This window comes from Aggregatibacter sp. oral taxon 513, from assembly GCF_018128305.1.
Classification (GTDB): Bacteria; Pseudomonadota; Gammaproteobacteria; order Enterobacterales; family Pasteurellaceae; genus Aggregatibacter; species Aggregatibacter segnis_A.
In genome coordinates this window covers 1,268,431-1,289,795 of sequence record NZ_CP072381.1, presented here as the reverse complement: position 1 = coordinate 1,289,795, position 21,365 = coordinate 1,268,431, and the positions used below count along the sequence as shown (strand labels likewise).

The window sequence follows — 21,365 nt, the reverse complement described above, 5'->3', positions numbered from 1 at the left end:
CATTATGTCAAGGATCGGATTAGTCATCGTTTTATTCGTTCTCAGCGGATTTGCCGTTGCGCAAGAAAGCGTGTCTCATTCGCCTGCCATGGATGAAACAAACCGACCATTTGAAGATGGCAAAGATTATTTTTCCTACCAAGAACCGCTCATGTTGCCGACTCGGGAAGATAATCGCATTCCGATTCAATTCTTTTTTGATTACGATTGCCGCGTTTGTTCTTCTGCACAAGATATTCTTGAACTTTATAGTCAAATTAATCGCGATCGCGTGGTGCTTAGTGAATATCCGGTGGCAACAGCCAAAGCGCGTTTTTCTGCGACGGTTTTTTACAGTCTGCAGGCGTTAAATGCCGATAACGTGTCTTCTGCGCTAATGTTTGAAACGGCTGAAAAAAGCCAATATATCAAACTTGCTCAGCAGGAAAATCTCTTGACTTGGCTTGAGCAGCAAGGTATTGAACGTAACCTTTTTTTACAAACTTATTATTCGGAACAAGTCAAACAACAGGTGGATAACGCAGTACGTCTGACAGAAGATTACGGTGTGTTTACTTTTCCTTATGTCATTATTGACGGCAAATATGTGTTGACTGCCAGTACCTTATATAACGACGATTATGCCCTTGCGGTATTAGATTTTTTAATTAACAAAAAACAATAGCAAACAAATACAAAGGATATTTATGAAAATCGGGATTGTTGGCGCGATGGCGCAAGAAGTAGAAATTTTAGTCAATTTAATGACTGATAAGATCGTGACAAAATTAGCCTCCGGCACGATTTATGAAGGCATGATTCGCGGTAAACAAGTTGCTTTGTTGCAATCCGGTATCGGCAAAGTTGCCGCCGCCATGGGAACGACGGCGTTATTGCAGTTAACGCAACCGGATCTTGTGATTAATACCGGTTCTGCCGGTGGCGTAGCGGAAGGGTTGAACGTAGGCGATGTGATCGTTTCTACTGAAACCCAATATCATGATGCGGATGTGACGGCTTTCGGTTATGCCAAAGGGCAATTACCGGCGTGTCCGGTCACGTTTGTGTCTGATACAAAACTTGTTGAGCTGGTAGAGCGCGTTGCCACGCAATTAGGACAATATGTAAAACGTGGTTTGATTTGTTCCGGCGACAGTTTTATTCAAGGTGGTGAACGCTTGGCACAAATTAAACAAGATTTCCCGAAGGTGATTGCCGTGGAAATGGAAGCCACCGCGATTGCGCAAGTTTGTCACGCGTTTAATGTGCCTTTTGTAGTGGTTCGTGCGATTTCTGATGCGGGGGATGGTAAAGCGAATATGTCCTTTGAAGAATTTCTCCCGCTGGCGGCGAAACAATCCTCTGACATGGTTGTTGCCATGTTGGCTGAATTGAATTAATCCCTTTTCTCCGCGTACGGTGTATCGTACGCGGACGACATCTTCTGACCTATCTCTCTCATTTTTCATCTATTTTCTAAAAAACGCTTGATTCTAGAGTTACTCCATATTTTATCATGAGTCAAACTTAACGATAAAAGGAGACATCAAATGAAATTTCTAAAAACAAGCGTAATTTGCACCGCACTTTTCGCTGCATTCCTTGCTAACGCGCATAACGTTTGGTTAGAACCCGTTAAAGACGCCAATGCTGCAGGGCAATATGTGGTGAAATTTGGTCACGAACAGACAGAAGCTTACCCTGAACAAAAATTGAAAGCGATTAAGTTGCTAGATAGTAAAGGCAATGTTACTAATGCAACCTATCAATTTAAAGAAGGCGAAGCTTATCTTAATGCGGAGAAAGCCTCACAAGTGTTTATTCGTTTTGATAACGGTGTTTGGTCTAAATTGCCAAGTGGCAAATATGTAGAAAAAACCAAACAACAAGAACCGACAGCCGAACTTTCTGTGAATCCTGTGAAATTTGGTAAAGCCGTTTTACACTGGGACGAACAAGCGATGAAAGCACACGGCATGGAATACGAATTGGTGCCTCAAGCACAACCCAAAGCCGGAAAACCATTGTCGATTTTAGTGTTACACAAAGGCAAACCGGTGAAAGACATTAAAGTGGGATTGGGTGAAGATGCGCCGTTCAACTTAACCAACGACAAAGGTATCGCTGAATTTACGCCACAAGCCGGTTACAACAAAGTTTGGGCTGAATTTGAGGAAAACGTCAAAGGCAATCCGGATTACGATAGCCGTTCTATTGAATACATGTTGACCTTTGATGCCGAGTAATCGCATGAAAAAAACGTTGCGTATTCTGACCGCACTTTTTCCCCTGTTGTTTGCCCCTCATGCTTTGGCGCATGCGCTTTATGTGTTCGCCCAGTATGATGGGCAAACGGTGACGGGAAAATCCTATTATTCCGATATGACTCCTGCTGCGGAAACTTATGTGGAAGTTTTGCGCCATGGGGAAAATCAGCCATTAATGACGGGGAAAACCGATAAGCGTGGTTATTTTCATTTTCCGTTAGTGGTTGAACCGAAAGTCGCCTTAAAAGTGGTGGTTGAAGGGGAAGAAGGACATCGGGCGGCGGTAGTGGCAGATCGCATCACCGCAACGCAGAATACGCCAACTCAAGCGAATGATGAAAGCTTGTTGTTACTGCGTGGTGATATTGCGCAGTTACGCGACAAAATTTACCTGCACGATATTTTGGGTGGCATTGGTTACATCGTCGGCATTGCGGGCATCGCCGCGTGGTTAAGTGCCCGTAAATTAAGAAAAGGGCGTTAATAATGCATTTGTCGGAAGGCGTATTACATACGCCGGTGTTATTAGCAGGCGTTGCTTTGGCGGTAGTCGGTGTGGCTGTCGGATTACGTCGTTTAGAAAGTGAACGTTTGCCTTTAACAGCGTTGTTTGCTGCCGCATTTTTTGTTGCCGGCACCATTCACGTGCCTGTCGGAATCGGCAGCGTTCATCTGATTTTAAATGGCATGGCAGGTCTATTTCTCGGTTGGGCAGTCTTCCCGGCTTTTCTTATTGCGTTGTTGTTGCAAGTGCTGTTCTTCTCTTTTGGCGGCTTTGCCGTATTGGGCGTGAATTTATGCGTTATGGCATTGCCGGCGGTCGTAGCGCATTATGTATTGCGTGGTTATTTAAAGCCGGATATGGGACGCATGGCAAAATTATTCACCGGCTTGGGCGCGGGCATTATTGGTGTTGGTGGTGCCGGCGCATTAGCCTCTCTCGTTTTAGCGATAGACAGCGGCAAACATTATCAGGATTTAATCGCCTTATTGCTGTTGTCACATTTACCGGTATTCGTGTTGGACGGCATTATTAGCTACGGCGTGATTTCTCTCCTCAGCAAAATGTACCCTAGCGCATTACAATCTATTGGCACTTCACTGAACGTTGATGATAACAAACGGTGCGTACAATGAGCCCCGTTTTTCAGCGTTTTTTTTCACCGCACTTTTTTGCACCTCACTTGCGCCTGATTTACCTATTCCTTTGGGGCTTGGTGATCAGTGCCTTATCTCAACCTTCTTTGTTGCTATGGTTAAACGGCATCGCCTTAATTTTATTGGTGATCCTGATTTATTGTTGTCGTGATCCTTATTTTCCTTATCTAAAACGCTGGCTGGTCTTCAACGGATTTACCTTATTACTTTGGGCAACCTTAAGTTGGCGTATCGGCACGGAAGGCATTGAACTTAATCCCGAGGGCATGGAAACAGCCTTGTTAATTAGCTTACGCATGAACCTGTTGTTGTTTTCCGTATGGTTATTGCTATGGAAAATGAATGACACAGTGTTGGTACAAGCCATTGGTAAATTGCCCTTGCCGCCCAAATTCATTTGGCTTTTTGTCCTCACGGTGCGTTATATTGCCCTGTTAGGTGAGTTGCAACAAAAAATGGATTTGGCGATGTGTGCGCGAGGCTATCATGCCGGTTTGAATCGTCGAACGTTATATGTCACTGCACAACGGGTTGCGCTTTTACTGGTGCGTGCGTTACTCAAAGCTGAGACGGCACAAATCGCGCTCCAATGCCGCGGCTTTCGCTTTGGTGAAAAGACAAATTTAAGTGGGGAAAAATGACGGTTTTACAAGTCAACGGATTGCAAATTAAACGAGGAGAACGGCAGATTATCGACAATCTGTCTTTTCAAATTGAAGAAGGCCAACGCTTTTTTGTGCAGGGCGAAATCGGCACAGGAAAAACCACTTTATTGCTTGCTTTATTAGGCTTTGTGCCTGTTGCGCGCGGTGAGATTCGTCTATTCGGGCAATTGTGTCGAGAAGAAAAAGATTTTGCACCTTTTCGTGGCACCGTAGGGTTTTGTTTTCAGCACGCCGATGATCAACTGTTTGGTCCCACCGTGCTGGACGATGTTGCCTTCGGACCGTTAAATCAAGGCTTGTCTCACCAACAGGCGTATGCCGTTGCTTTACAGCAACTGGAACGCTTGGGTATTGCTCATTTGCAGGATCGCACTGTGCATACGCTCTCCGGTGGGGAAAAAAATTTCACAGCGTTGGCGGGCGTGTTGGCGATGCAACCGAAAATGTTATTGTTAGACGAGCCGACTAACGGATTGGATCGCAAAAATACCGAAAAACTGACCGCACTTTTGCGTGAGCTGTCACTGCCTACGTTGGTGGCGTCTCATCATCAAGGATTTACGGCTGAATTGGCTGATGATGTTCTGACTTTATGATCTCAATCAACCCGAAAAATCAAAGGTTGTGCTACCCTAGCGAGGTTTTTTGTAACCAGATAGTAAAGGGGCAATATTATGTGTACAACTTGTGGTTGTGGACATCCGGAACAAGTCAGAATCGGTGAAGTAGCACATTCTCATCATGACCATGACGGCACGCAAAGTGCGGTCAAAAATCCGAACTTTTCTCATTTCAAATTTCACTCGGTAGAATCGGCTTCTGAAGCCAGTGAAACGCAAAAACGCCTGTTAAAAGTAGAGCAGGACGTGTTAGGTAAAAATAATCAAATCGCGGCGCACAACCGCTTTCTTTTCCAGCAACAACATATTCTTGCACTGAATTTGGTGTCCAGCCCGGGTTCCGGCAAAACCACCTTACTCACCACCACGCTAAACGCGCTGAAAAATGACCGCACTTGTTATGTGATCGAAGGGGATCAACAAACGGAAAATGATGCGGATCGTATTCGTGCTACCGGTGTCTCTGCGATTCAAGTGAATACCGGCAAAGGTTGCCATTTAGATGCCCAAATGATCAATGATGCGTTGTTCAAACTTGAACCGAAACAAAACAGTCTGCTGTTTATTGAAAACGTGGGTAATCTGGTTTGTCCGTCCGAATTTGATTTGGGTGAAAAAGCTAAAGTGGTGATTTTGTCCGTGACTGAAGGTGAGGACAAACCGCTGAAATATCCACACATGTTTGCGGCGTCTAAGTTAATGATTTTAAATAAAGTCGATTTATTGCCATATCTTAATTTTGATGTGGAAAAATGTATCGCTTACGCCAAACAAGTGAACCCGCAAATTGAAGTGATTCAACTTTCCGCGACCACCGGAGAAGGCTTAAAAGCCTGGTTGGATTGGTTACAGGCACAATAAGGATTGTGGAACAAAATGCAGTTTATTGATGAGTTTCGTGATCCGAAATTAGCGAAAAGTTTAGTCAATCGCCTGAATGAATTAATGGCGAAATTGCCGCAATATACGGCAGAAAATCCGCTCTATTTAATGGAAGTTTGCGGCGGACACACCCATACGATTTTTAAATTCGGCTTAGATCGTTTGTTGCCGAAAAGCATTGAATTTATCCACGGACCAGGTTGTCCGGTGTGTGTGTTACCCATGGGGCGCATTGACGTGTGCATTGAAATTGCACAGAAACCGGATGTGATTTTCTGCACTTTTGGCGATGCAATGCGGGTGAAAGGGCGTCGTGGTTCCTTGTTGGAAGCCAAAGCTAAAGGTGCCGACGTGCGAATCGTGTATTCACCGCTGGATGCGATGAATATTGCCGTGAACAATCCTGACAAAAAAGTCGTGTTCTTTTCTCTTGGTTTTGAAACCACCATGCCGAGCGCCGCAGTGACTTTGCAGCAGGCGAATAAATTAAATATTCAGAATTTCTGGGTAGTTTGCCAAAACATCACCATCATTCCAACATTGCACAGTCTGCTTTCACAAGATTATGTGAAAATTGACGGGTTTATTGCGCCGGGTCATGTGAGCATGGTGATCGGCACGTCGCCTTATCAATCCATCGTGGATAAATACCACAAACCTTTTGTCATCACGGGCTTTGAGCCGTTAGATATTTTGCAAGCTATTGTGATGTTGGTGCAGCAATTTGTGGACGGGCGTTGCGAAATTGAAAATCAATATAAACGTATCGTGCATTCCGAAGGTAACTTGCTGGCGCAACAAGCCATGCGTGAAGTGTTCCAACTGAAAAAATCCAGCGAATGGCGTGGCTTGGGTGAAATTGAAGAGTCAGGTGTAGAACTGACCGATGCTTATAAACGCTTTGATGCAGAAGTGTATTTCCACAGCCAACCGCAACAAGTGGCAGATGACCCGAATTCTCGTTGTGGTGATGTGCTCACCGGCAAATGTAAACCTTCAGATTGCCCGTTATTTGGCACACAATGTAACCCGGACAATGCCTATGGCGCGTTGATGGTGTCCTCGGAAGGGGCGTGTGCCGCCTATTATCAATATCGGAGAGAATAATGACAGATTTCATCACCATGGCGCACGGCAACGGCGGCGGTGCCATGCAAAAACTTATTCAGGACTATTTCGTCGAAGCCTTTGATAATCCCATTCTTGCGCAGGGCGAAGACCAAGCCCGCTTGCCTTTAGCAGAGCTCATGGCACAAGGGAAACAGCTTTCTTTTAGTACCGACAGTTTCGTTATCGACCCGATTTTCTTTCCCGGTGGCAATATCGGCAAGCTCGCTGTGTGTGGTACGTTAAACGATGTGGCGGTGTGTGGTGCCGTGCCGAAATATCTCTCTTGCGGTTTTATTTTAGAAGAAGGTTTGCCGTTAGCCGAACTCAAAGACATTATTCAAGCCATGGCAAAAGCCTGCCAAGCTGCCGGTGTGCAAGTGGTGACGGGCGACACTAAAGTGGTGCAAAAAGGCGCGGTGGATAAAATCTTCATTAACACCAGCGGCATTGGCGTTATTCCGCAAGGCATCGATTGGGGTATGCATCGTATTGACGCGGGCGACAACATTATCGTCAGCGGCACCATCGGCGAACACGGCGCGACCATTCTCAACTTGCGCGAAAACCTAGGGATTCAAACGGATCTCAAAAGCGACTGCGCTGTTCTTGCACCACTCATCGATTTATTGCGCCCCATTGAGGGCGTAAAAGCGGTACGTGATGCTACTCGTGGCGGCGTAAATGCGGTGTTACACGAATTTGCCGCCGCCCAGCAATTAGGCATGCAGATCAACGAAGACGATTTACCTATCCGCCCTGAAGTCCGCGGCATTTGTGAATTACTTGGGCTAGAAGCCTTAAACTTTGCTAATGAAGGCAAATTGGTGATCATCGCCTCTCCTGAAAAAACATCTGAAATTCTGACCGCACTTCATTCCCATGAATTAGGCAAAAATGCCGCCGTGATTGGCGAAGTGACCACGGATAAAAAAGTAAGATTATTAGGCAGTTTCGGTCAGTCACGGTTGTTGGATTTACCGATGAATGAGCCGTTGCCAAGGATTTGTTAGGTTGTTCAACTTTCTTGCTTGTGCAAGAAAGTAGCAAAGAACACACCCCGGATAAATTGCTGTTCCTCCCTTTATTGCCATTTTCTTCACGGAAAATTTCGAACTCGCCACTGCGTGGCTCAAACAAAGCGAAATTTTCCTAAAAATGCCAAGTCGTTCGGGCAATTTATACGGGGATTTTATTTGAGCGTTATTGGATAAAAAGAGCGGTGGAATTTTGGATTGTTTTTTATGTGAAAAACGTTTTGGATTTCAACCGTACTTTCTTTTTCATGATGGTTCAAGCGTCCACGCTTAGACCCAAAGAAACACCAGCGTGGATGCGAGCTCTATAGGGCGAATACTGACTTTATTTAATAAGATTACTAAAACGTTCAATGTACTTTTCACATTCTAAAATATGTTGACTTGCTAACTGTTTAGTAAAATTATTCTTATCTAGAGAGTAACAAGCATTTACACGTCTATTTCTTAAACGTCTTAGTATATCTCCTAATTTTCTACCTTCTTTATCATTAATACTTTTCACTCTACCTATTAATTGTTCGTGACTACCCATTTTTTGATCATTGCAATTAATATTTTTTTCATTTAATAATAGGTACACGGTGTGATAAACATAGTAATATGAAAGTTTAATGCTTTCTCTTAATATAACTTCATTTTCATCTAGTGAGAATTCTTTTGCTGTACTCAAAAGATTATCAGGTTTAATCATTCATAACCTCACAAGATACAATGAAATTACTTAAATTAATATTAAACTCATCTTCAAATTCAATTTTCATATCTGAAATATCAAAATTACAATTCACAATATCACTAATATTTTCACTCTCTACATTAAGTATCATATATAATGAATTATCATTACCTTCAAAATATGTTCTTTTGGCTGATATTAAATTATTATTATAAATTATATATCCAACTTTTATAATAAACTTCTCAATAAGTTCTAAATTAAAGTTATTTTGATTAAAAAAATGGGTTAATAGTTTTAAATTGTTATCTTCTGGGGATTTTAATTTTGCTAATTTATTATTAATAACAAGTAGTTCATTTATGGATAGAGAAGCCATAAATGCATGATGATATCTTTGTAGTAAATCAAGATTTAAAGGATCAATAAACTTCATTCCTTCTTTTAGGTTTTCTAAAGAAAGGGATACTTCACCAACACGATTTAATGAAACTGCAAAATTATAATAGACGTAGGGATCATTTCCCAAACCAATAGCTTTTTTATAGTTAGAAATTACATTTTCTCGTTTGTTTTCTAGTGATGCTATAACACCTAATAAATCATACGCGCTTTGAGCATCTTGTTTTATTAATTTATTTGCATCACGTTTAAAGCCCTCGATAACAAGTGGAGGAATAGTTTTTTTAAATTGATATTGCAACATTCTTTTATATAGACTTGATGCAATAGACTTAGGCTGCACAGACATGATAGTTTTCTCCTTAGGTCTACTGATTCTATGTAAATTTTAAGAGAAAATCAAATAGGTGTGTAGTTTTATTACACCTATCCCCCCTTGATAGCGTACGCTTCCCAGCGTGTGCTGTAACTTCTTGAGATTAAAGGCACAGGTTATGAAACGTGCGCTAGCAAGATATTTAAAAAACACGCTCAAAACGCACCGCACTTTACGCATTTTTTCTTGCATAATCTGCCGCTTCGGCGATAAGTGCTTCGCTCGGTCTTTTGCCGGTGTAGAGTTCAAATTGTTCGACGGCTTGTAACACAATCACTTCCGCGCCGGAGATAGTTTGTTTACCGAAGGCTTGGGCGGTTTTAATTAATGGTGTGTCGGCAGGTTGAGCAACCACATCAAATGCGGTTTTGGCTTGACGGATTATGGCTTCCGGGAAGGCAAGATCGAATGCCTCTTTTCCGCCTTTCATGCCGATTGGCGTGACGTTAACGAGAATCTCGGCAGTTTGGTTGTCGAGGGAAGTGATGTAATCATAGCCATAAAGTGCGGCTAAATAGTTGCCTGTTTTTTCGTTACGGGAGAAGACGTTGAGTTTTTCAAAACCTGAGTGCTTAAACGCCGCCACGACCGCTTTCGCCATGCCACCGCTGCCATGCACGATCACGCGATCGTTCTTATTCAATTGGTATTTCTCGATGAGTTTAACAATGGCAATGTAGTCGGTGTTGTAGGCGAATAAAACACCGTTGTCATTGACGATGGTATTGACCGATTCAATGGCTTGTGCGGAAGGGGAGATTTCATCTAAAAAGGGCATGCAACTTTCTTTGAAAGGCATGGACACCGCGCTTCCGCGAATGCCTAAGGCTCGAATGCCTTTGACGGCATGTTCGATGTCATCGGTAGTGAAGGCTTTATAAATAAAATTCAAGCCGAGTTTTTGATAAAGATAATTGTGAAAGGTGGTGCCGAAATTACCGGGGCGACCGGACAGAGACATACAGATTTGGGTATCTTTGTTAAGCATAAGAAGTATTCCTTTTATAGATAAAGAAATGATGTCACGAGTATAGCAGATGGCTGTTAAAACGTTTGGAAAACCGACCGCACTTTTACGAATCATGCAAAAATAAGACGATTGAGCCCCATCTGAGCCGCCTGAGCGATTTGCAATTTTTAGGAAATTTTCGCTTGTTTGAGCGTAGCGAGTTCGAAAATTTTCGTTAAAAAAATTGCAAGTGAGCGAAGAATTGCGGTGAAGCTGGGGTCGCTTTTCTTTTGGTGACTTTTCTTTGGCGAAGCAAAGAAAAGTTACTCGGCCATCGGACGAAATCCCGATAGTTGAGCCGCGATGACTGCCTGTCCTAAACTCAATCCCCCATCTCCCATCGGAAACTGATGCGCACTCAATATCTTAAATTCAGCCAAATGTTCTTTTATCAATCGCCGTAATAATTGGTTGTGCCATACGCCACCGGAAAGCACGATTGTTTTGCACTGGTGGCGTTGCGCCTGTTGGCGAGCCAAATGAGCGAAGCCTTCTGCCAACGCATAGTGAAAAATAAAGGCTTTGTCGGCGTTGGAAGAATCGGGCGTAATCCATGCTTGCCAGAAATGGGCAAGATCCAATTTATTTTCAGCGTTAAGTGGCATTAAGGTTGGAAGTTCAATTTTATCTAGGGGCAAACTGGCGAGCGCCGATTGCGAGGCGAGCACTTCCAATTGGCAAGCGGCTTCGCCTTCCCAACTCAGTTGTGGCGGTGTGATGCCTAAGCCAAAGGCTACCGCATCAAATAAGCGACCGGCAGAGGAAATCGTCGGGCTGTTTAGGTTGCGGTCAATGGCTTTAGCGAGAAGCGGCCAGTCGTAGTCGGCACATGTTTGGGCAGAGATTTCTTGCCAATTTGGCACAAATTGATGCAAATGCGCTAACCAGTTACGCCAAGGTTGTTTGGCGGCAAGATCGCCACCCGGCAACGCCACAGCAGGTAAACCGCCTAAATAATGGCAGTGTTTTTCATCGACCAACAGACATTCTCCACCCCAAAGTTGCCCGTTTTCCCCCATACCGATGCCGTCCAACGCAAGTCCGATAACCTGTTCATGGCAATGATGTTCTGCCATCACGCTGACAATATGGGCGTGGTGGTGGAGCACTTCCACATAAGGAATTTGATGTTGTGCAGCCAGTCGTTTACCCACTTCATGGGTGAAATAACCGGCGTGGGAATCAATGGCAATAAGCTCAGGTTTGAATTGGTAGATTTGGCAAAATAGCGTGATATTCGCTTCTAATTGTGATCTCACTTTTTCGTTCGAGGTGTCGCCAATGTGTTGGCTGACAATGGCTTTATTTTGGCGCAGCAAACAGAACGTATTTTTTAAATCAGACCCCAGCGCCAGCACATTGCTAGGGCTGTGCTGATCCAACAGGGTTTCATCTGGCACATAGCCCCGAGCACGGCGTAGGGTTTCTACACCGTCGAACGCTAGTCGTACGAGGGAATCGTCGGCACGTTGTAAAATGTCGCGGTTGTGGCAGAGAAAATAATCCGCCAAATCACTTAAACATTCCACCGCACTTGTATTATCCAATACCGGCGGTTGTCCGCTTGGGTTGGCGGAGGTCATCACTAATGGGCGATTCACTTCTCTCAATAATAAATGCTGTAACGGGTTGCTTGGTAACATCACGCCGATTTCATTGAGTTGTGGCGCAATCTGTTCCGCTAATGAGGGGACTTTGTGTTTTGCCAATAGCACAATGGGCGCCGCGGTGCTGGTGAGTAATCTGATTTCTGTTTTGGTGAGCTCCTTTAAAAAAGACACATCCGGTACCATCACCGCCAAGGGTTTACTTGGGCGGCGTTTGCGGTCGCGCAGTAATTGCACGACATGAGCCTGGGTTGCATCACAGGCAAGATGAAAACCGCCGATGCCTTTTACTGCAACGATCTTGCCTTGCTGCAAGAAAAGTGCGGTGGTTTTTATTGGCGTTTTTTCATCGATAAGTTCGCCTTTCTGATCGCTTAACCAAACATGAGGGCCGCACACGGCACAGGCGTTCGGTTGCGCATGAAAACGACGGTCGGCAGGATTTTTATATTCTTCAGCGCAATCAGGGCAGAAAGGAAAATCAGCCATAGAAGTGTTTTTGCGATCGTAGGGAATGGCTTTAATAATCGTAAAACGCGGACCGCAGTGGGTGCAGTTCGTGAAAGAGTAGTGATAGCGCCGATTGGTCGGGTCAAATAAATCCTTCAAACAGGCGGGGCAAGTGGCGGCATCTGGCACGATTTGGGTATCCATGGCGTTGTTTTCGCTTTCACGGATTTCAAAGTCTTCAAAGTGCGGTGGATTTTCCCACTGTTTTTCCTGTTGCTGAATGTCGGTAATCAGCGCAAGCGGGGGCAGTTGGGTTTGCAGATCATGCAAGAATTGTTGCAGTTGTTGCGCTGTTGGTTCAAGCAGGCGGATAAGTACGCCTTGCCCGTCGTTGTTGACATCGCCGCGTAGTCCGTATTGATTCGCCAATAACCAGACGAAGGGACGAAATCCCACGCCTTGCACTTTTCCTTTTATGCGTAATTCAATGCCCTGCATATGTTTCCTGTTGTGTTTTTTATTGCTTTTAAGTATGAAAAAATATTTAACAGTATGAACAAGTTATTTACTTTTAGTGGTTTATTTTACTGGATTTATGGCTTGGCTATGAGGCGGTTTTACGAAAACCATCAAAAATGATGATCTTCGTCAAGGAATAATTCTTTTGAGATATAAGTGACCAAAGTCATGACCGCACTTTGGGATCGTTCTCAAAGTGCGGTCATTTTTTTTCATTTTTTGAAGATGTTGGCTGTGCCAGTGTTCAAAGCCTGTGCCGTTCTTCGTGTTTTATTTCACTTGATTTAACAGGAATTGTACGAGCAAGGAAACCGGTTTGCCGGTAGCGCCTTTGTTTGCGCCTTGTAGCCATGCGGTGCCGGCAATATCGAGGTGTGCCCATGGGTATTTCTTCGTGAAATTGGAGAGGAAGGCACCTGCCGTAATGGCGCCGCCCCAACGTCCGCCGATATTGGCTAAATCGGCAAAGTTGGATTTTAGCTGTTCTTGATATTCCTCGCTTAACGGCAAACGCCACGCCTTGTCGGCACTTTGTTGTGCGGCTTGTTCAAGCGCGGCTGCAATGTCGTCATGGGTGGAAACCAAACCACTGTTGTGTTGTCCTAATGCGACTACGCAAGCCCCTGTTAAGGTGGCAATGTCAATGACCACTTCAGGATCGAAACGTTCTACATAAGTGAGCGTATCGCATAAGACGAGGCGACCTTCTGCATCCGTATTTAACACTTCTACGGTTAAACCGTTCATGGTGGTGAGAATGTCGCCTGGGCGATAAGCGTTGCCGTCTGGTAAGTTTTCACAGCCAGCCATGACACCGATCACGTTTAACGACAGCTGTAGTTGTGCTAATGCATTCATCACCCCATAAACGGAGGCTGCACCACACATATCGTATTTCATTTCATCCATATCCGCAGCCGGTTTTAGGGAAATACCGCCGGCATCAAAGGTTAAGCCTTTGCCCACTAACACGATCGGTTTCGCATTCGGGTTTGGGGCATTACGGTATTCCATAATGGCTAATTTTGCCTCGTTGTGCGCTCCGCGTGATACGGCAAGATAGGCACCCATGCCTAATTTTTCCATTTCTGCTTCGTTGACAATGGTGGTTTTAATCAGCGGTGAGGTTTCGGCTAAGTTTAGCGCTTTGTCTGCCAAGTATGCCGGGTTGCACACATTCGGAGGGCAGTTTGCCACATCTTTGGCAAGGCGTACGCCGAGGGCGATTGCTGAGGCATGCTGAATCGCTTGTTCGGCGGATGCCAGCTCATCTGCGTCAACGTTAAAAATTACCTCTGAAAGTGCGGTAGATTTTTCTGCTGTTTTTTGACTTTTGAATTGAGTGAATTGATATAAATCCTGTTCGATAGTTTCAATAGCAAAGCGGATGTTCCAGTAAAGCGTCCGTTGATTAAGCGGAATTTCAGTTAAAAAACTGACCGCACTTTTGGCTTGGGTTTCTTTGAGTGCTTGTGTCGTTTTTTGCATAAGTTGCTTAAATTGACGCTCGTTGAGTTCACCGCGTTTACCACACCCCACCACGAGAAGTCGTTCGGCAGCAAGGTTTGGCACATTGCGCAATAACGTGGTTTGCCCAAGTTTGCCGCTAAGTTCACCGCTTTCCACCAAATGGAGGAGATAATTATCAGAAATCTTGTTAATTTCCACCGCACTTTGGGATAGTTTTTTTTCTTCAAAAATGCCCACAATCAGGCAATCCGTCGCTTGATTTACGGCATAATGTTGTGCGCTAAACTTCATTTTTTCCTCGCTTATTTTGCTGTTTTAAATGTCAAATTAGGGTATCATACGCCACCTATTCTTTAGGTAAGCCAAACCCGATTTGGTTTTTTCAAAGTGAAACGAATTTAATCTCTTTTGCTGAAATAGCAAGAGAAAAATAGGCAAAAAAAGTGATTTTAACCCGATATTTAACCAAAGAAGTTTTTAAAAGCCAGATTGCGATTTTGTTCATTCTGTTACTGATCTTTTTTTGTCAGCAGCTCGTTCGCGTACTGGGCTCTGCCGCGAATGGCCAGGTGCCGGCAGATTTAGTCTTTTCTTTGCTAGGTTTAGGCATGCCGACCATGGCACAACTGATGTTACCACTTTGTTTGTTCATTGCGATTTTGTTGACCTTAGGTCGTTTATACGCCGAAAGTGAAATCACCGTCATGCGTGCCTGTGGCGTCGGGTCAAAAATTTTAGTGAAAGTCGTTTTGATTCTGTCGCTATTTACCGGAGCATTGGCAGCATACAATGCATTATGGTTGAGTCCGTGGGCGATTAATAAACAAGTGGCGATCATTGAGGAAGCAAAGGCAAATCCGAATATGGGTGCCTTGTCTGCCGGTCAATTTATGACGGCAAATAACAGTGATTTTGTGCTGTTTATTGATGACATTCAAGAAAATCAAATTAATAACGTTTATGTGTTCCAAACCCAGCCAAAAGGCCAAACTAAGCCGTCAGTCATTGTGGCGGAGCAGGGGGAGTTAAAATCTTTACCAAACGGTGATCAAATCCTTCGTTTGCAAAATAGCGATCGTTTTGAAGGCACCGCGATTTTGCCGGATTTCCGCATCACTCATTTTGATGAATACCAAGCCTATTTGGGACATAAAGCGGTCGAAGATGATTCAAATGAAGCAGGTGAAATGAGCTTTATGCAACTGTTAAATGCCGATACACCAGCGATGAAAACTGAATTTCATTGGCGTTTAACCTTAATTCTTGCTGTGCCTATCATGGCATTGTTAGCCGTGCCGTTAAGTCGTGTTAATCCACGCCAAGGTCGTTTTGCCAAAGTGTTACCGGCGTTATTGTTGTATTTAATTTACTTCTTATTACAAAGCTCATTGAAATCAGCCGGTGGTGCAGGCAAATTGGATGCCTCGTTGTTTATGCCACTGGTGAATGGGGGCTTTTTCTTATTGGCGATTTTGCTCAACAGTTGGGATAGCGCATTCATGTATCGTATTCGTTATTCATTGAATAAAAAGCGCTAAAACAGGGATGACAGAATGAATACCTTAGAACGATATATCGGTAAAAGTATTTTAGGCACGATTTTCGCCACCTTGTTCATGTTAGTGGGATTATCCGCCATTATTAAATTTGTAGAACAATTCCGTAGTGTGGGGAAAGGCACTTACGACATCTTACAGGCTATTGCTTATACGGTGTTGACTATGCCGAAAGATGTCGAAACCTTTTTCCCTATGGCGGCATTGCTTGGTGCATTAATTGCCTTGGGGAATCTTGCTAGTCGTAGTGAATTAGTGGTGATGCAATCGTCAGGATTTTCACGCATACGCATCGGCATTGCGGTGATGAAAACGACTATTCCGTTGGTATTATTTACGATGGTAATTGGTGAATGGGGAATCCCACAAACCGAGCAATTTGCTCGCGATATGCGCTCCAAAGCTATTTCCGGCGGTTCTATGCTTTCGGTGAAAAATGGCATTTGGGCAAAAGACGGCAATAATTTCGTGTATGTGCGTAGCATTTCTGATGATGTGGAATTGAACGATATTTATATTTATACCTTCAATGAACAACGCCAATTAGAAAAAATGAAGCATGCAAATCAAGCATCTTTTAACAATGGCAAATGGACGTTGCGACAAGTGAATGAATCCCGTATTCAACCTGATGAAGTGGTGACCATTAATCGTTTGAATGAAGACTGGGAGACCAATTTAACGCCGGATAAACTTGGCGTGGCATCATTGCGTCCAACATCGTTGTCTATTTCGGGGTTATCGAATTACATTGCCTTCTTGAAGGAAACCGGACAGGATTCTAGAAATTTTGAGTTGACCTATTGGCGTAAATTGCTCCAACCGGTGTCGGTGGGGGTGATGATGATGTTAGCGCTTTCCTTTATTTTTGGTCCGTTGCGTAGCGTGACTGCCGGGGCGCGTATTCTTATCGGGATTTCTTTCGGCTTCTTGTTCTATGTGGTGAATGAGTTATTTGGTAAATTCAGCTTAGTGTATAACAGCACACCGCTTATTGGTGCGTTGATGCCAAGTGTACTGTTCCTGCTGATTACTTGGTGGCTGTTGGCGCGGCGTCGCAATTAGACAAAAGTGCGGTAAGAAAAAACAATGTTTTTAAAGCCCGTGATTGTCGCGGGCTTTTTACACTAAACATTAATTTCATTCATTCAATGAATGAAATATTTGAAATTGACACATATTCTCTTTCTCTTTAATTTAAATAACATCTTTGACAGAGTTGAAATGAGGTAACTTGCATGAGTTATGCAAAAGAAATTGATAATTTAAATCAACACTTAGCCGATTTGAACGGCAAAATTAACGTTTCCTTTGAATTTTTCCCGCCTAAAAATGAAAAAATGGAAAATATTTTGTGGGAATCCATTCATCGTTTAAAAGTCTTAAAGCCAAAATTTGTTTCTGTGACTTACGGGGCAAACTCCGGTGAACGTGAACGCACGCACGGTGTTGTAAAACATATTAAACAGGAAACCGGTTTAGAAGCGGCACCGCATTTAACCGGCATTGATGCGACACCGGACGAATTACGTCGCATAGCAAAAGATTATTGGGACAGTGGCATTCGCCGTATTGTGGCGTTGCGTGGTGATGAGCCGAAAGGTTATGAGAAAAAGCCTTTTTATGCCGCAGATTTAGTGACATTGCTTCGTGAAGTAGCGGACTTTGATATCTCCGTTGCAGCCTATCCGGAAGTGCACCCGGAAGCAAAATCAGCACAAGCGGATTTAATCAATTTAAAACGTAAAATTGATGCCGGCGCTAATCATGTGATTACGCAATTCTTCTTTGATATCGATAGTTATCTGCGCTTCCGTGATCGTTGTGCTTCTATCGGCATTGATGCAGAAATCGTGCCGGGCATTTTACCGGTCACTAACTTCAAACAGCTTCAAAAAATGGCAGAAATCACCAATGTGAAAATTCCTGCCTGGATGGCGAAAATGTATGATGGGTTAGATGATGACCAAACAACTCGTAATTTAGTGGCGGCAAGTATCGCCATGGATATGGTGCGCGTATTATCTCGCGAAGGGGTAAAAGACTTCCACTTCTACACCTTAAACCGTAGCGAACTCACTTATGCGATTTGCCATACTTTAGGGATTCGTCCGACGTTGTAATTTAAAAAACGAAAAAAAGCGACCGCACTTTAGATTATCCTCTTAAAGTGCGGTCGTTTTTTATGTATTTGTTGTGGTGAATGCAAATTTAATTCGGTTCTTTTTTCAGTAATGAACACAAAAAGAGAAACGTGGCGCAAATGACGACGGAGGGGCCAGCGGCGGTGTCGTAATAGGCGGATAAGGTTAACCCCATGGAAACCGCGAGCATGCTAACAAGCACGGCAACGCCAACCATGCTTTCCGGGGTGCGGGCAAAGCGCTTAGCGGCGGCAGCCGGAATAATGAGGAGGGAGGTGATAATTAATGCGCCAACAAATTTCATACTTAAGGCAATGGTTAATGCTGTTAAGATCATTAGAATAAAACGCATTCTTTTCACGTTAATGCCTTCCACTTGGGCTAATTCGGGGCTGATCGTGGTGGAAATTAGCGGTTTCCAAAAATAGATTAAGGCAGCAAGCACAACAATAGCACCAAGACTGATATAAATGAGATCGTCATAAGTGATCGCCAGTAAATCGCCGAACAAGTAGGACATCAAATCTACCCGCACATTTTGGAGTAAACCGACCGTGACAACCCCGATGGAAAGACAGCTATGCGCAATAATGCCAAGCAACGTATCCACAGAAAATTGCGTATTATTTTCCAACCAAACCATGGCAATGGAAAGCAAGATCGTGAGGACTAAAATGGCGATGTAAGGGTTGATTTGCAAAAAAATACCAAGCGCAACACCCAATAACGCCGAGTGGGAAAGCGTATCACCGAAATAGGCCATTTTGCGCCAGACCACAAACGCTCCGAGAGGCGCTGTAATCAGCGAAAGTACCATGCCTGTAATCCAGGCGGGAAAAAGAATATCAAACATAATATGAATCGTTAGTGTGAATGGGGCGATTCCATACCGCAAATATCGCCGTGCATATCATGACGATGATTGTGGTGATGGGTGTAAACCGCGATATTTTTAGAAAACTGATCGCCAAAAAAGTGAATAAACGTTGGATCGTTTGAAACAGTTTCAGGCGTGCCGGCGCAACAAATATGCTGGTTAATACACAGCACTTCGTTAGTGTCAGCCATGACAATATGTAAATCATGCGACACCATCAGAATTGCGCAATTTAATTTTTCACGGGTCTGCTGAATCAGTTGATAAAGCTCTGCTTGGCCGGTCATATCTACGCCTTGAGTAGGCTCGTCCAACACCAATAAATTCGGTTTATTTAAAATCGCTCGTGCCAGTAAAACCCGTTGCATTTCACCACCGGAAAGTTTTTGCATACTGTTGTGAATGAGATGGCTAATAGACAATAATGCCATTGCGTCTTGAATATCCTGACGACAAATTCCTTTTTTTAAGGATAAAAACTTTTCAACGGTAATGGGTAAGTTATGGTCTAAATGGATCTTTTGCGGAACGTAACCAATACGAATATTTTTGTTGTAACGCACAGATCCGGAAGTCGGTTGTTGTAGTTTGAGTAAGACTTTTAATAGTGTGGATTTACCACCGCCGTTGGGCCCCACAATAGTAATAATCGAGTTTGGGTAAATGGCGAGGTTAATATGACTGAGTGCGACTTGTTGCCCGTATTTTACATTGATGTCTTTTAATTCGACCAAGGGCACTTTTATTGCATTGATTTGCATGATGGGTTCTATTTGAGATTTCATTGGAGAAAAATTGCGCTAAAAATAGCTTATTTTTTATGATTTAACAAGTTCCCCGATAATTTATGTGTATAATTGCGCCGTTTGTCAGGAATTTCGCTTTATCCGTTGAATTTTTTTATTTTTATTGAGTCATAAGTAAACTTAGTTTATCCGTTGTAAGGAAACCACAGTGGTACAACACGTAAAATTAGCAAGAGAACGTCGCCAAAGAAAGTCGCGTATTAAAGCGCTTATTTTCTTTTTGGCGCTTTTGTTGATTTTTACCGGCTTTTTTCTGCATTTAAATGACACCGCAGAAGACAAAATCGAAAGTGTTAAAAATCCCACCTATTCGAACCTTTCGACCCAAAATACACTTTCTGATACGAATCATCTACTTCAGGAAATTCTCTCGTTAGGTGAGCTTTATCCTGTTTCTTCCTATGTCGTTTCTTTTACCAATGAAGCTGTTCAAGAAACACAAATTTTAGCCGACACCTTTAACCTCAATGCTGTAGATGAGGCCACTTCTTATGACGATGATGTGGGGAAAGACGATGAATCGGAAGAAGTCAAAACCCATGATGAATTTGATGATCTGGATACATTGCCAAGTGATGCGAAAGATGCTGTCGTGAATATTTTAGATGTTGCGGATCAAGCAATGAGAATCAAAGATCAATTTAGTCATACGGTGGTGAAAGGCGATAGCTTAAAGGATGTATTGGAACTTTCCGGTTTAGAGGATGATACCAGCAAGCAACTGATTGCTGCTTACCCTGAACTCAAACATTTGCAAGCAGGACAACAATTCTATTGGATTTTGAATAATGACGGTGAATTGGAATATTTGAATTGGTTGGTTTCACAGAAAAAAGAATACATCTACGAATTACAGTCAGAAGGCAAGTTTACCCGTCAAATTCTGGAAAAGAAAAGTGTTTGGAAACGGGAAGTATTACGTGGCGAAATGGATGGTTCTTTCGTGAATAGCCTAAGAAAATTAGGTTTAGATAATCGTCAAATTTACCAACTGATTTCTGCGTTACAGTGGCAGGTGAGTTTAAAACAACTGAAAAAAGACACCAAAATATCGATTTTAGTTTCTCGCGAATATTTGGAAGATAAACGTACCGGTCAAGGTAACGTAGAAGCTATTCATATTATGAGTGGTGGTAAAGGGTATTATGCGATTCAAGCTGCGAACGGACGTTACTATAACCGCCAAGGGGAAACCTTAGGTAAAGGTTTCTCCCGTTATCCTTTGCAACGTCAAGCGCGTGTATCTTCACCGTTTAACCCACGTCGTCTTCATCCTGTTACAGGTCGTATTGCGCCACATAAAGGCGTCGATTTTTCTATGCCGATAGGCACACCTGTGATTGCGCCGGCAGACGGTACGGTAGAAAAAATTGCATATCAGGCAAATGGCGCCGGTCGTTATGTGGTCATTCGTCATTCCCGAGAATACCAAACCGTGTATATGCACTTAAGCCATCCGTTGGTGAAAGCTGGGCAAAGTGTGAAGAAAGGGGAGCGTATTGCATTGTCGGGGAATACCGGTCGCTCAACCGGCCCGCATTTACACTATGAATTCCATATTAACGGACGCCCGGTGAATCCGCTCACGGTTAAACTTCCGGGGGGCAGTAGCGGAATGGCAACGTCTGAACGTAAACAATTCCTTGTCAAAGCCAATGAAGTAGAACGCTTGTTACGTTAGTTTTGAAAGTGCGGTGGTTTTTCCAGCTGTTTTAAAAACGTTGTGAAAATCGACCGCACTTTTTTATAAAAGCC

21 protein-coding genes are annotated in these 21,365 nt (G+C 43.5%); 14 read left to right on the top strand and 7 right to left on the bottom strand.

The annotated features are described in order from the left end of the window. Window positions 1-4: 4 nt before the first annotated feature. From J5A60_RS06140 to hypE, 10 genes are all read left to right on the top strand, one after another. Window positions 5-664: a thiol:disulfide interchange protein DsbA/DsbL gene (locus J5A60_RS06140; protein WP_212509795.1), complete on the top strand. Its 660-nt coding sequence runs from the start codon at window positions 5-7 to the stop codon at window positions 662-664. A gap of 22 nt (window positions 665-686) precedes the next feature. Then, a complete protein-coding gene (locus J5A60_RS06135) occupies window positions 687-1,379 on the top strand; it encodes a 5'-methylthioadenosine/adenosylhomocysteine nucleosidase (protein ID WP_212509794.1) in 693 nt (230 codons plus the stop codon). 150 nt (window positions 1,380-1,529) lie between these two features. Further along, window positions 1,530-2,225 (top strand): DUF4198 domain-containing protein, encoded by a 696-nt coding sequence (locus tag J5A60_RS06130; RefSeq protein WP_048750256.1) that lies wholly within the window; start codon window positions 1,530-1,532, stop codon window positions 2,223-2,225. 4 nt (window positions 2,226-2,229) lie between these two features. Then, a complete protein-coding gene (locus J5A60_RS06125; RefSeq protein WP_212509793.1) occupies window positions 2,230-2,730 on the top strand; it encodes a carboxypeptidase regulatory-like domain-containing protein in 501 nt (166 codons plus the stop codon). A 2-nt stretch (window positions 2,731-2,732) separates the two neighbouring features. Then, window positions 2,733-3,383, top strand: coding sequence for a cobalt transporter CbiM (cbiM, locus tag J5A60_RS06120; protein ID WP_212509792.1), 651 nt, complete (start codon window positions 2,733-2,735; stop codon window positions 3,381-3,383). Beyond that, entirely contained in the window at window positions 3,380-4,045 is a 666-nt protein-coding gene (locus J5A60_RS06115; protein ID WP_212509791.1) for an energy-coupling factor transporter transmembrane protein EcfT, read from the top strand. The genes cbiM and J5A60_RS06115 overlap by 4 nt, the downstream gene beginning before the upstream one ends. Then, the gene (locus J5A60_RS06110) at window positions 4,042-4,665 is read left to right on the top strand and encodes an energy-coupling factor ABC transporter ATP-binding protein (RefSeq protein WP_212509790.1); all 624 of its coding nucleotides are present in this window, start codon (window positions 4,042-4,044) and stop codon (window positions 4,663-4,665) included. Before J5A60_RS06115 ends, J5A60_RS06110 begins: the two co-directional genes overlap by 4 nt. A gap of 78 nt (window positions 4,666-4,743) precedes the next feature. Continuing rightward, a complete protein-coding gene (gene hypB / locus J5A60_RS06105; protein WP_212509789.1) occupies window positions 4,744-5,550 on the top strand; it encodes a hydrogenase nickel incorporation protein HypB in 807 nt (268 codons plus the stop codon). Between the two features lie 15 nt (window positions 5,551-5,565). Then, window positions 5,566-6,678 carry a hydrogenase formation protein HypD gene (gene hypD / locus J5A60_RS06100; protein WP_212509788.1) on the top strand — a complete coding sequence of 371 codons (1,113 nt, stop codon included), beginning with the start codon at window positions 5,566-5,568 and terminating at the stop codon, window positions 6,676-6,678. Further along, on the top strand, window positions 6,678-7,691 hold the full coding sequence (gene hypE / locus J5A60_RS06095) for a hydrogenase expression/formation protein HypE (protein ID WP_212509787.1): 1,014 nt from the start codon (window positions 6,678-6,680) through the stop codon (window positions 7,689-7,691). The genes hypD and hypE overlap by 1 nt, the downstream gene beginning before the upstream one ends. A 349-nt stretch (window positions 7,692-8,040) precedes the next feature. Here the strand turns inward: hypE and J5A60_RS06090 are convergent, their stop codons facing one another. From J5A60_RS06090 to J5A60_RS06070, 5 genes are all read right to left on the bottom strand, one after another. Next, on the bottom strand, window positions 8,041-8,409 hold the full coding sequence (locus J5A60_RS06090; RefSeq protein WP_212509786.1) for a hypothetical protein: 369 nt from the start codon (window positions 8,407-8,409) through the stop codon (window positions 8,041-8,043). Next, entirely contained in the window at window positions 8,402-9,145 is a 744-nt protein-coding gene (locus J5A60_RS06085; protein WP_212509785.1) for a M48 family metallopeptidase, read from the bottom strand. Before J5A60_RS06085 ends, J5A60_RS06090 begins: the two co-directional genes overlap by 8 nt. 199 nt (window positions 9,146-9,344) lie before the next feature. Next, window positions 9,345-10,160, bottom strand: coding sequence for a shikimate 5-dehydrogenase (locus J5A60_RS06080; protein WP_212509784.1), 816 nt, complete (start codon window positions 10,158-10,160; stop codon window positions 9,345-9,347). Window positions 10,161-10,444: 284 nt separating this feature from the next. After that, on the bottom strand, window positions 10,445-12,736 hold the full coding sequence (gene hypF, locus J5A60_RS06075) for a carbamoyltransferase HypF (RefSeq protein WP_212509783.1): 2,292 nt from the start codon (window positions 12,734-12,736) through the stop codon (window positions 10,445-10,447). 291 nt (window positions 12,737-13,027) lie between these two features. Continuing rightward, window positions 13,028-14,518, bottom strand: a complete 1,491-nt coding sequence (locus J5A60_RS06070; protein ID WP_212509782.1) for a leucyl aminopeptidase — start codon at window positions 14,516-14,518, stop codon at window positions 13,028-13,030. Window positions 14,519-14,670: 152 nt separating this feature from the next. Between J5A60_RS06070 and lptF the strand changes: the two genes are divergently transcribed. From lptF to metF, 3 genes are all read left to right on the top strand, one after another. After that, entirely contained in the window at window positions 14,671-15,765 is a 1,095-nt protein-coding gene (lptF, locus tag J5A60_RS06065) for an LPS export ABC transporter permease LptF (protein ID WP_048750268.1), read from the top strand. A 15-nt stretch (window positions 15,766-15,780) separates the two neighbouring features. Then, on the top strand, window positions 15,781-16,848 hold the full coding sequence (gene lptG, locus J5A60_RS06060) for an LPS export ABC transporter permease LptG (RefSeq protein ID WP_048750269.1): 1,068 nt from the start codon (window positions 15,781-15,783) through the stop codon (window positions 16,846-16,848). Window positions 16,849-17,021: 173 nt separating this feature from the next. Further along, window positions 17,022-17,906: a methylenetetrahydrofolate reductase gene (gene metF, locus J5A60_RS06055; RefSeq protein ID WP_109104167.1), complete on the top strand. Its 885-nt coding sequence runs from the start codon at window positions 17,022-17,024 to the stop codon at window positions 17,904-17,906. An 88-nt stretch (window positions 17,907-17,994) separates the two neighbouring features. Here the strand turns inward: metF and znuB are convergent, their stop codons facing one another. After that, window positions 17,995-18,780, bottom strand: a complete 786-nt coding sequence (gene znuB / locus J5A60_RS06050; RefSeq protein WP_212509781.1) for a zinc ABC transporter permease subunit ZnuB — start codon at window positions 18,778-18,780, stop codon at window positions 17,995-17,997. Between the two features lie 11 nt (window positions 18,781-18,791). Next, on the bottom strand, window positions 18,792-19,565 hold the full coding sequence (gene znuC / locus J5A60_RS06045; RefSeq protein ID WP_212509780.1) for a zinc ABC transporter ATP-binding protein ZnuC: 774 nt from the start codon (window positions 19,563-19,565) through the stop codon (window positions 18,792-18,794). 193 nt (window positions 19,566-19,758) lie between these two features. Here znuC and mepM point away from each other — a divergent pair, with 193 nt between their 5' ends. Then, window positions 19,759-21,291 (top strand): murein DD-endopeptidase MepM, encoded by a 1,533-nt coding sequence (mepM, locus tag J5A60_RS06040; protein ID WP_249113872.1) that lies wholly within the window; start codon window positions 19,759-19,761, stop codon window positions 21,289-21,291. Window positions 21,292-21,365 lie beyond the last annotated feature (74 nt).

Bases quoted from the DNA above. Each gene is read 5' to 3' on its own strand.
- J5A60_RS06140 (WP_212509795.1), top strand. From the start codon at position 5: ATGTCAAGGATCGGATTAGTCATCGTTTTATTCGTTCTCAGCGGATTT.
- J5A60_RS06135 (WP_212509794.1), top strand. From the start codon at position 687: ATGAAAATCGGGATTGTTGGCGCGATGGCGCAAGAAGTAGAAATTTTA.
- J5A60_RS06130 (WP_048750256.1), top strand. From the start codon at position 1,530: ATGAAATTTCTAAAAACAAGCGTAATTTGCACCGCACTTTTCGCTGCA.
- J5A60_RS06125 (WP_212509793.1), top strand. From the start codon at position 2,230: ATGAAAAAAACGTTGCGTATTCTGACCGCACTTTTTCCCCTGTTGTTT.
- cbiM (WP_212509792.1), top strand. From the start codon at position 2,733: ATGCATTTGTCGGAAGGCGTATTACATACGCCGGTGTTATTAGCAGGC.
- J5A60_RS06115 (WP_212509791.1), top strand. From the start codon at position 3,380: ATGAGCCCCGTTTTTCAGCGTTTTTTTTCACCGCACTTTTTTGCACCT.
- J5A60_RS06110 (WP_212509790.1), top strand. From the start codon at position 4,042: ATGACGGTTTTACAAGTCAACGGATTGCAAATTAAACGAGGAGAACGG.
- hypB (WP_212509789.1), top strand. From the start codon at position 4,744: ATGTGTACAACTTGTGGTTGTGGACATCCGGAACAAGTCAGAATCGGT.
- hypD (WP_212509788.1), top strand. From the start codon at position 5,566: ATGCAGTTTATTGATGAGTTTCGTGATCCGAAATTAGCGAAAAGTTTA.
- hypE (WP_212509787.1), top strand. From the start codon at position 6,678: ATGACAGATTTCATCACCATGGCGCACGGCAACGGCGGCGGTGCCATG.
- J5A60_RS06090 (WP_212509786.1), bottom strand. From the start codon at position 8,409: ATGATTAAACCTGATAATCTTTTGAGTACAGCAAAAGAATTCTCACTA.
- J5A60_RS06085 (WP_212509785.1), bottom strand. From the start codon at position 9,145: ATGTCTGTGCAGCCTAAGTCTATTGCATCAAGTCTATATAAAAGAATG.
- J5A60_RS06080 (WP_212509784.1), bottom strand. From the start codon at position 10,160: ATGCTTAACAAAGATACCCAAATCTGTATGTCTCTGTCCGGTCGCCCC.
- hypF (WP_212509783.1), bottom strand. From the start codon at position 12,736: ATGCAGGGCATTGAATTACGCATAAAAGGAAAAGTGCAAGGCGTGGGA.
- J5A60_RS06070 (WP_212509782.1), bottom strand. From the start codon at position 14,518: ATGAAGTTTAGCGCACAACATTATGCCGTAAATCAAGCGACGGATTGC.
- lptG (WP_048750269.1), top strand. From the start codon at position 15,781: ATGAATACCTTAGAACGATATATCGGTAAAAGTATTTTAGGCACGATT.
- metF (WP_109104167.1), top strand. From the start codon at position 17,022: ATGAGTTATGCAAAAGAAATTGATAATTTAAATCAACACTTAGCCGAT.
- znuB (WP_212509781.1), bottom strand. From the start codon at position 18,780: ATGTTTGATATTCTTTTTCCCGCCTGGATTACAGGCATGGTACTTTCG.
- znuC (WP_212509780.1), bottom strand. From the start codon at position 19,565: ATGCAAATCAATGCAATAAAAGTGCCCTTGGTCGAATTAAAAGACATC.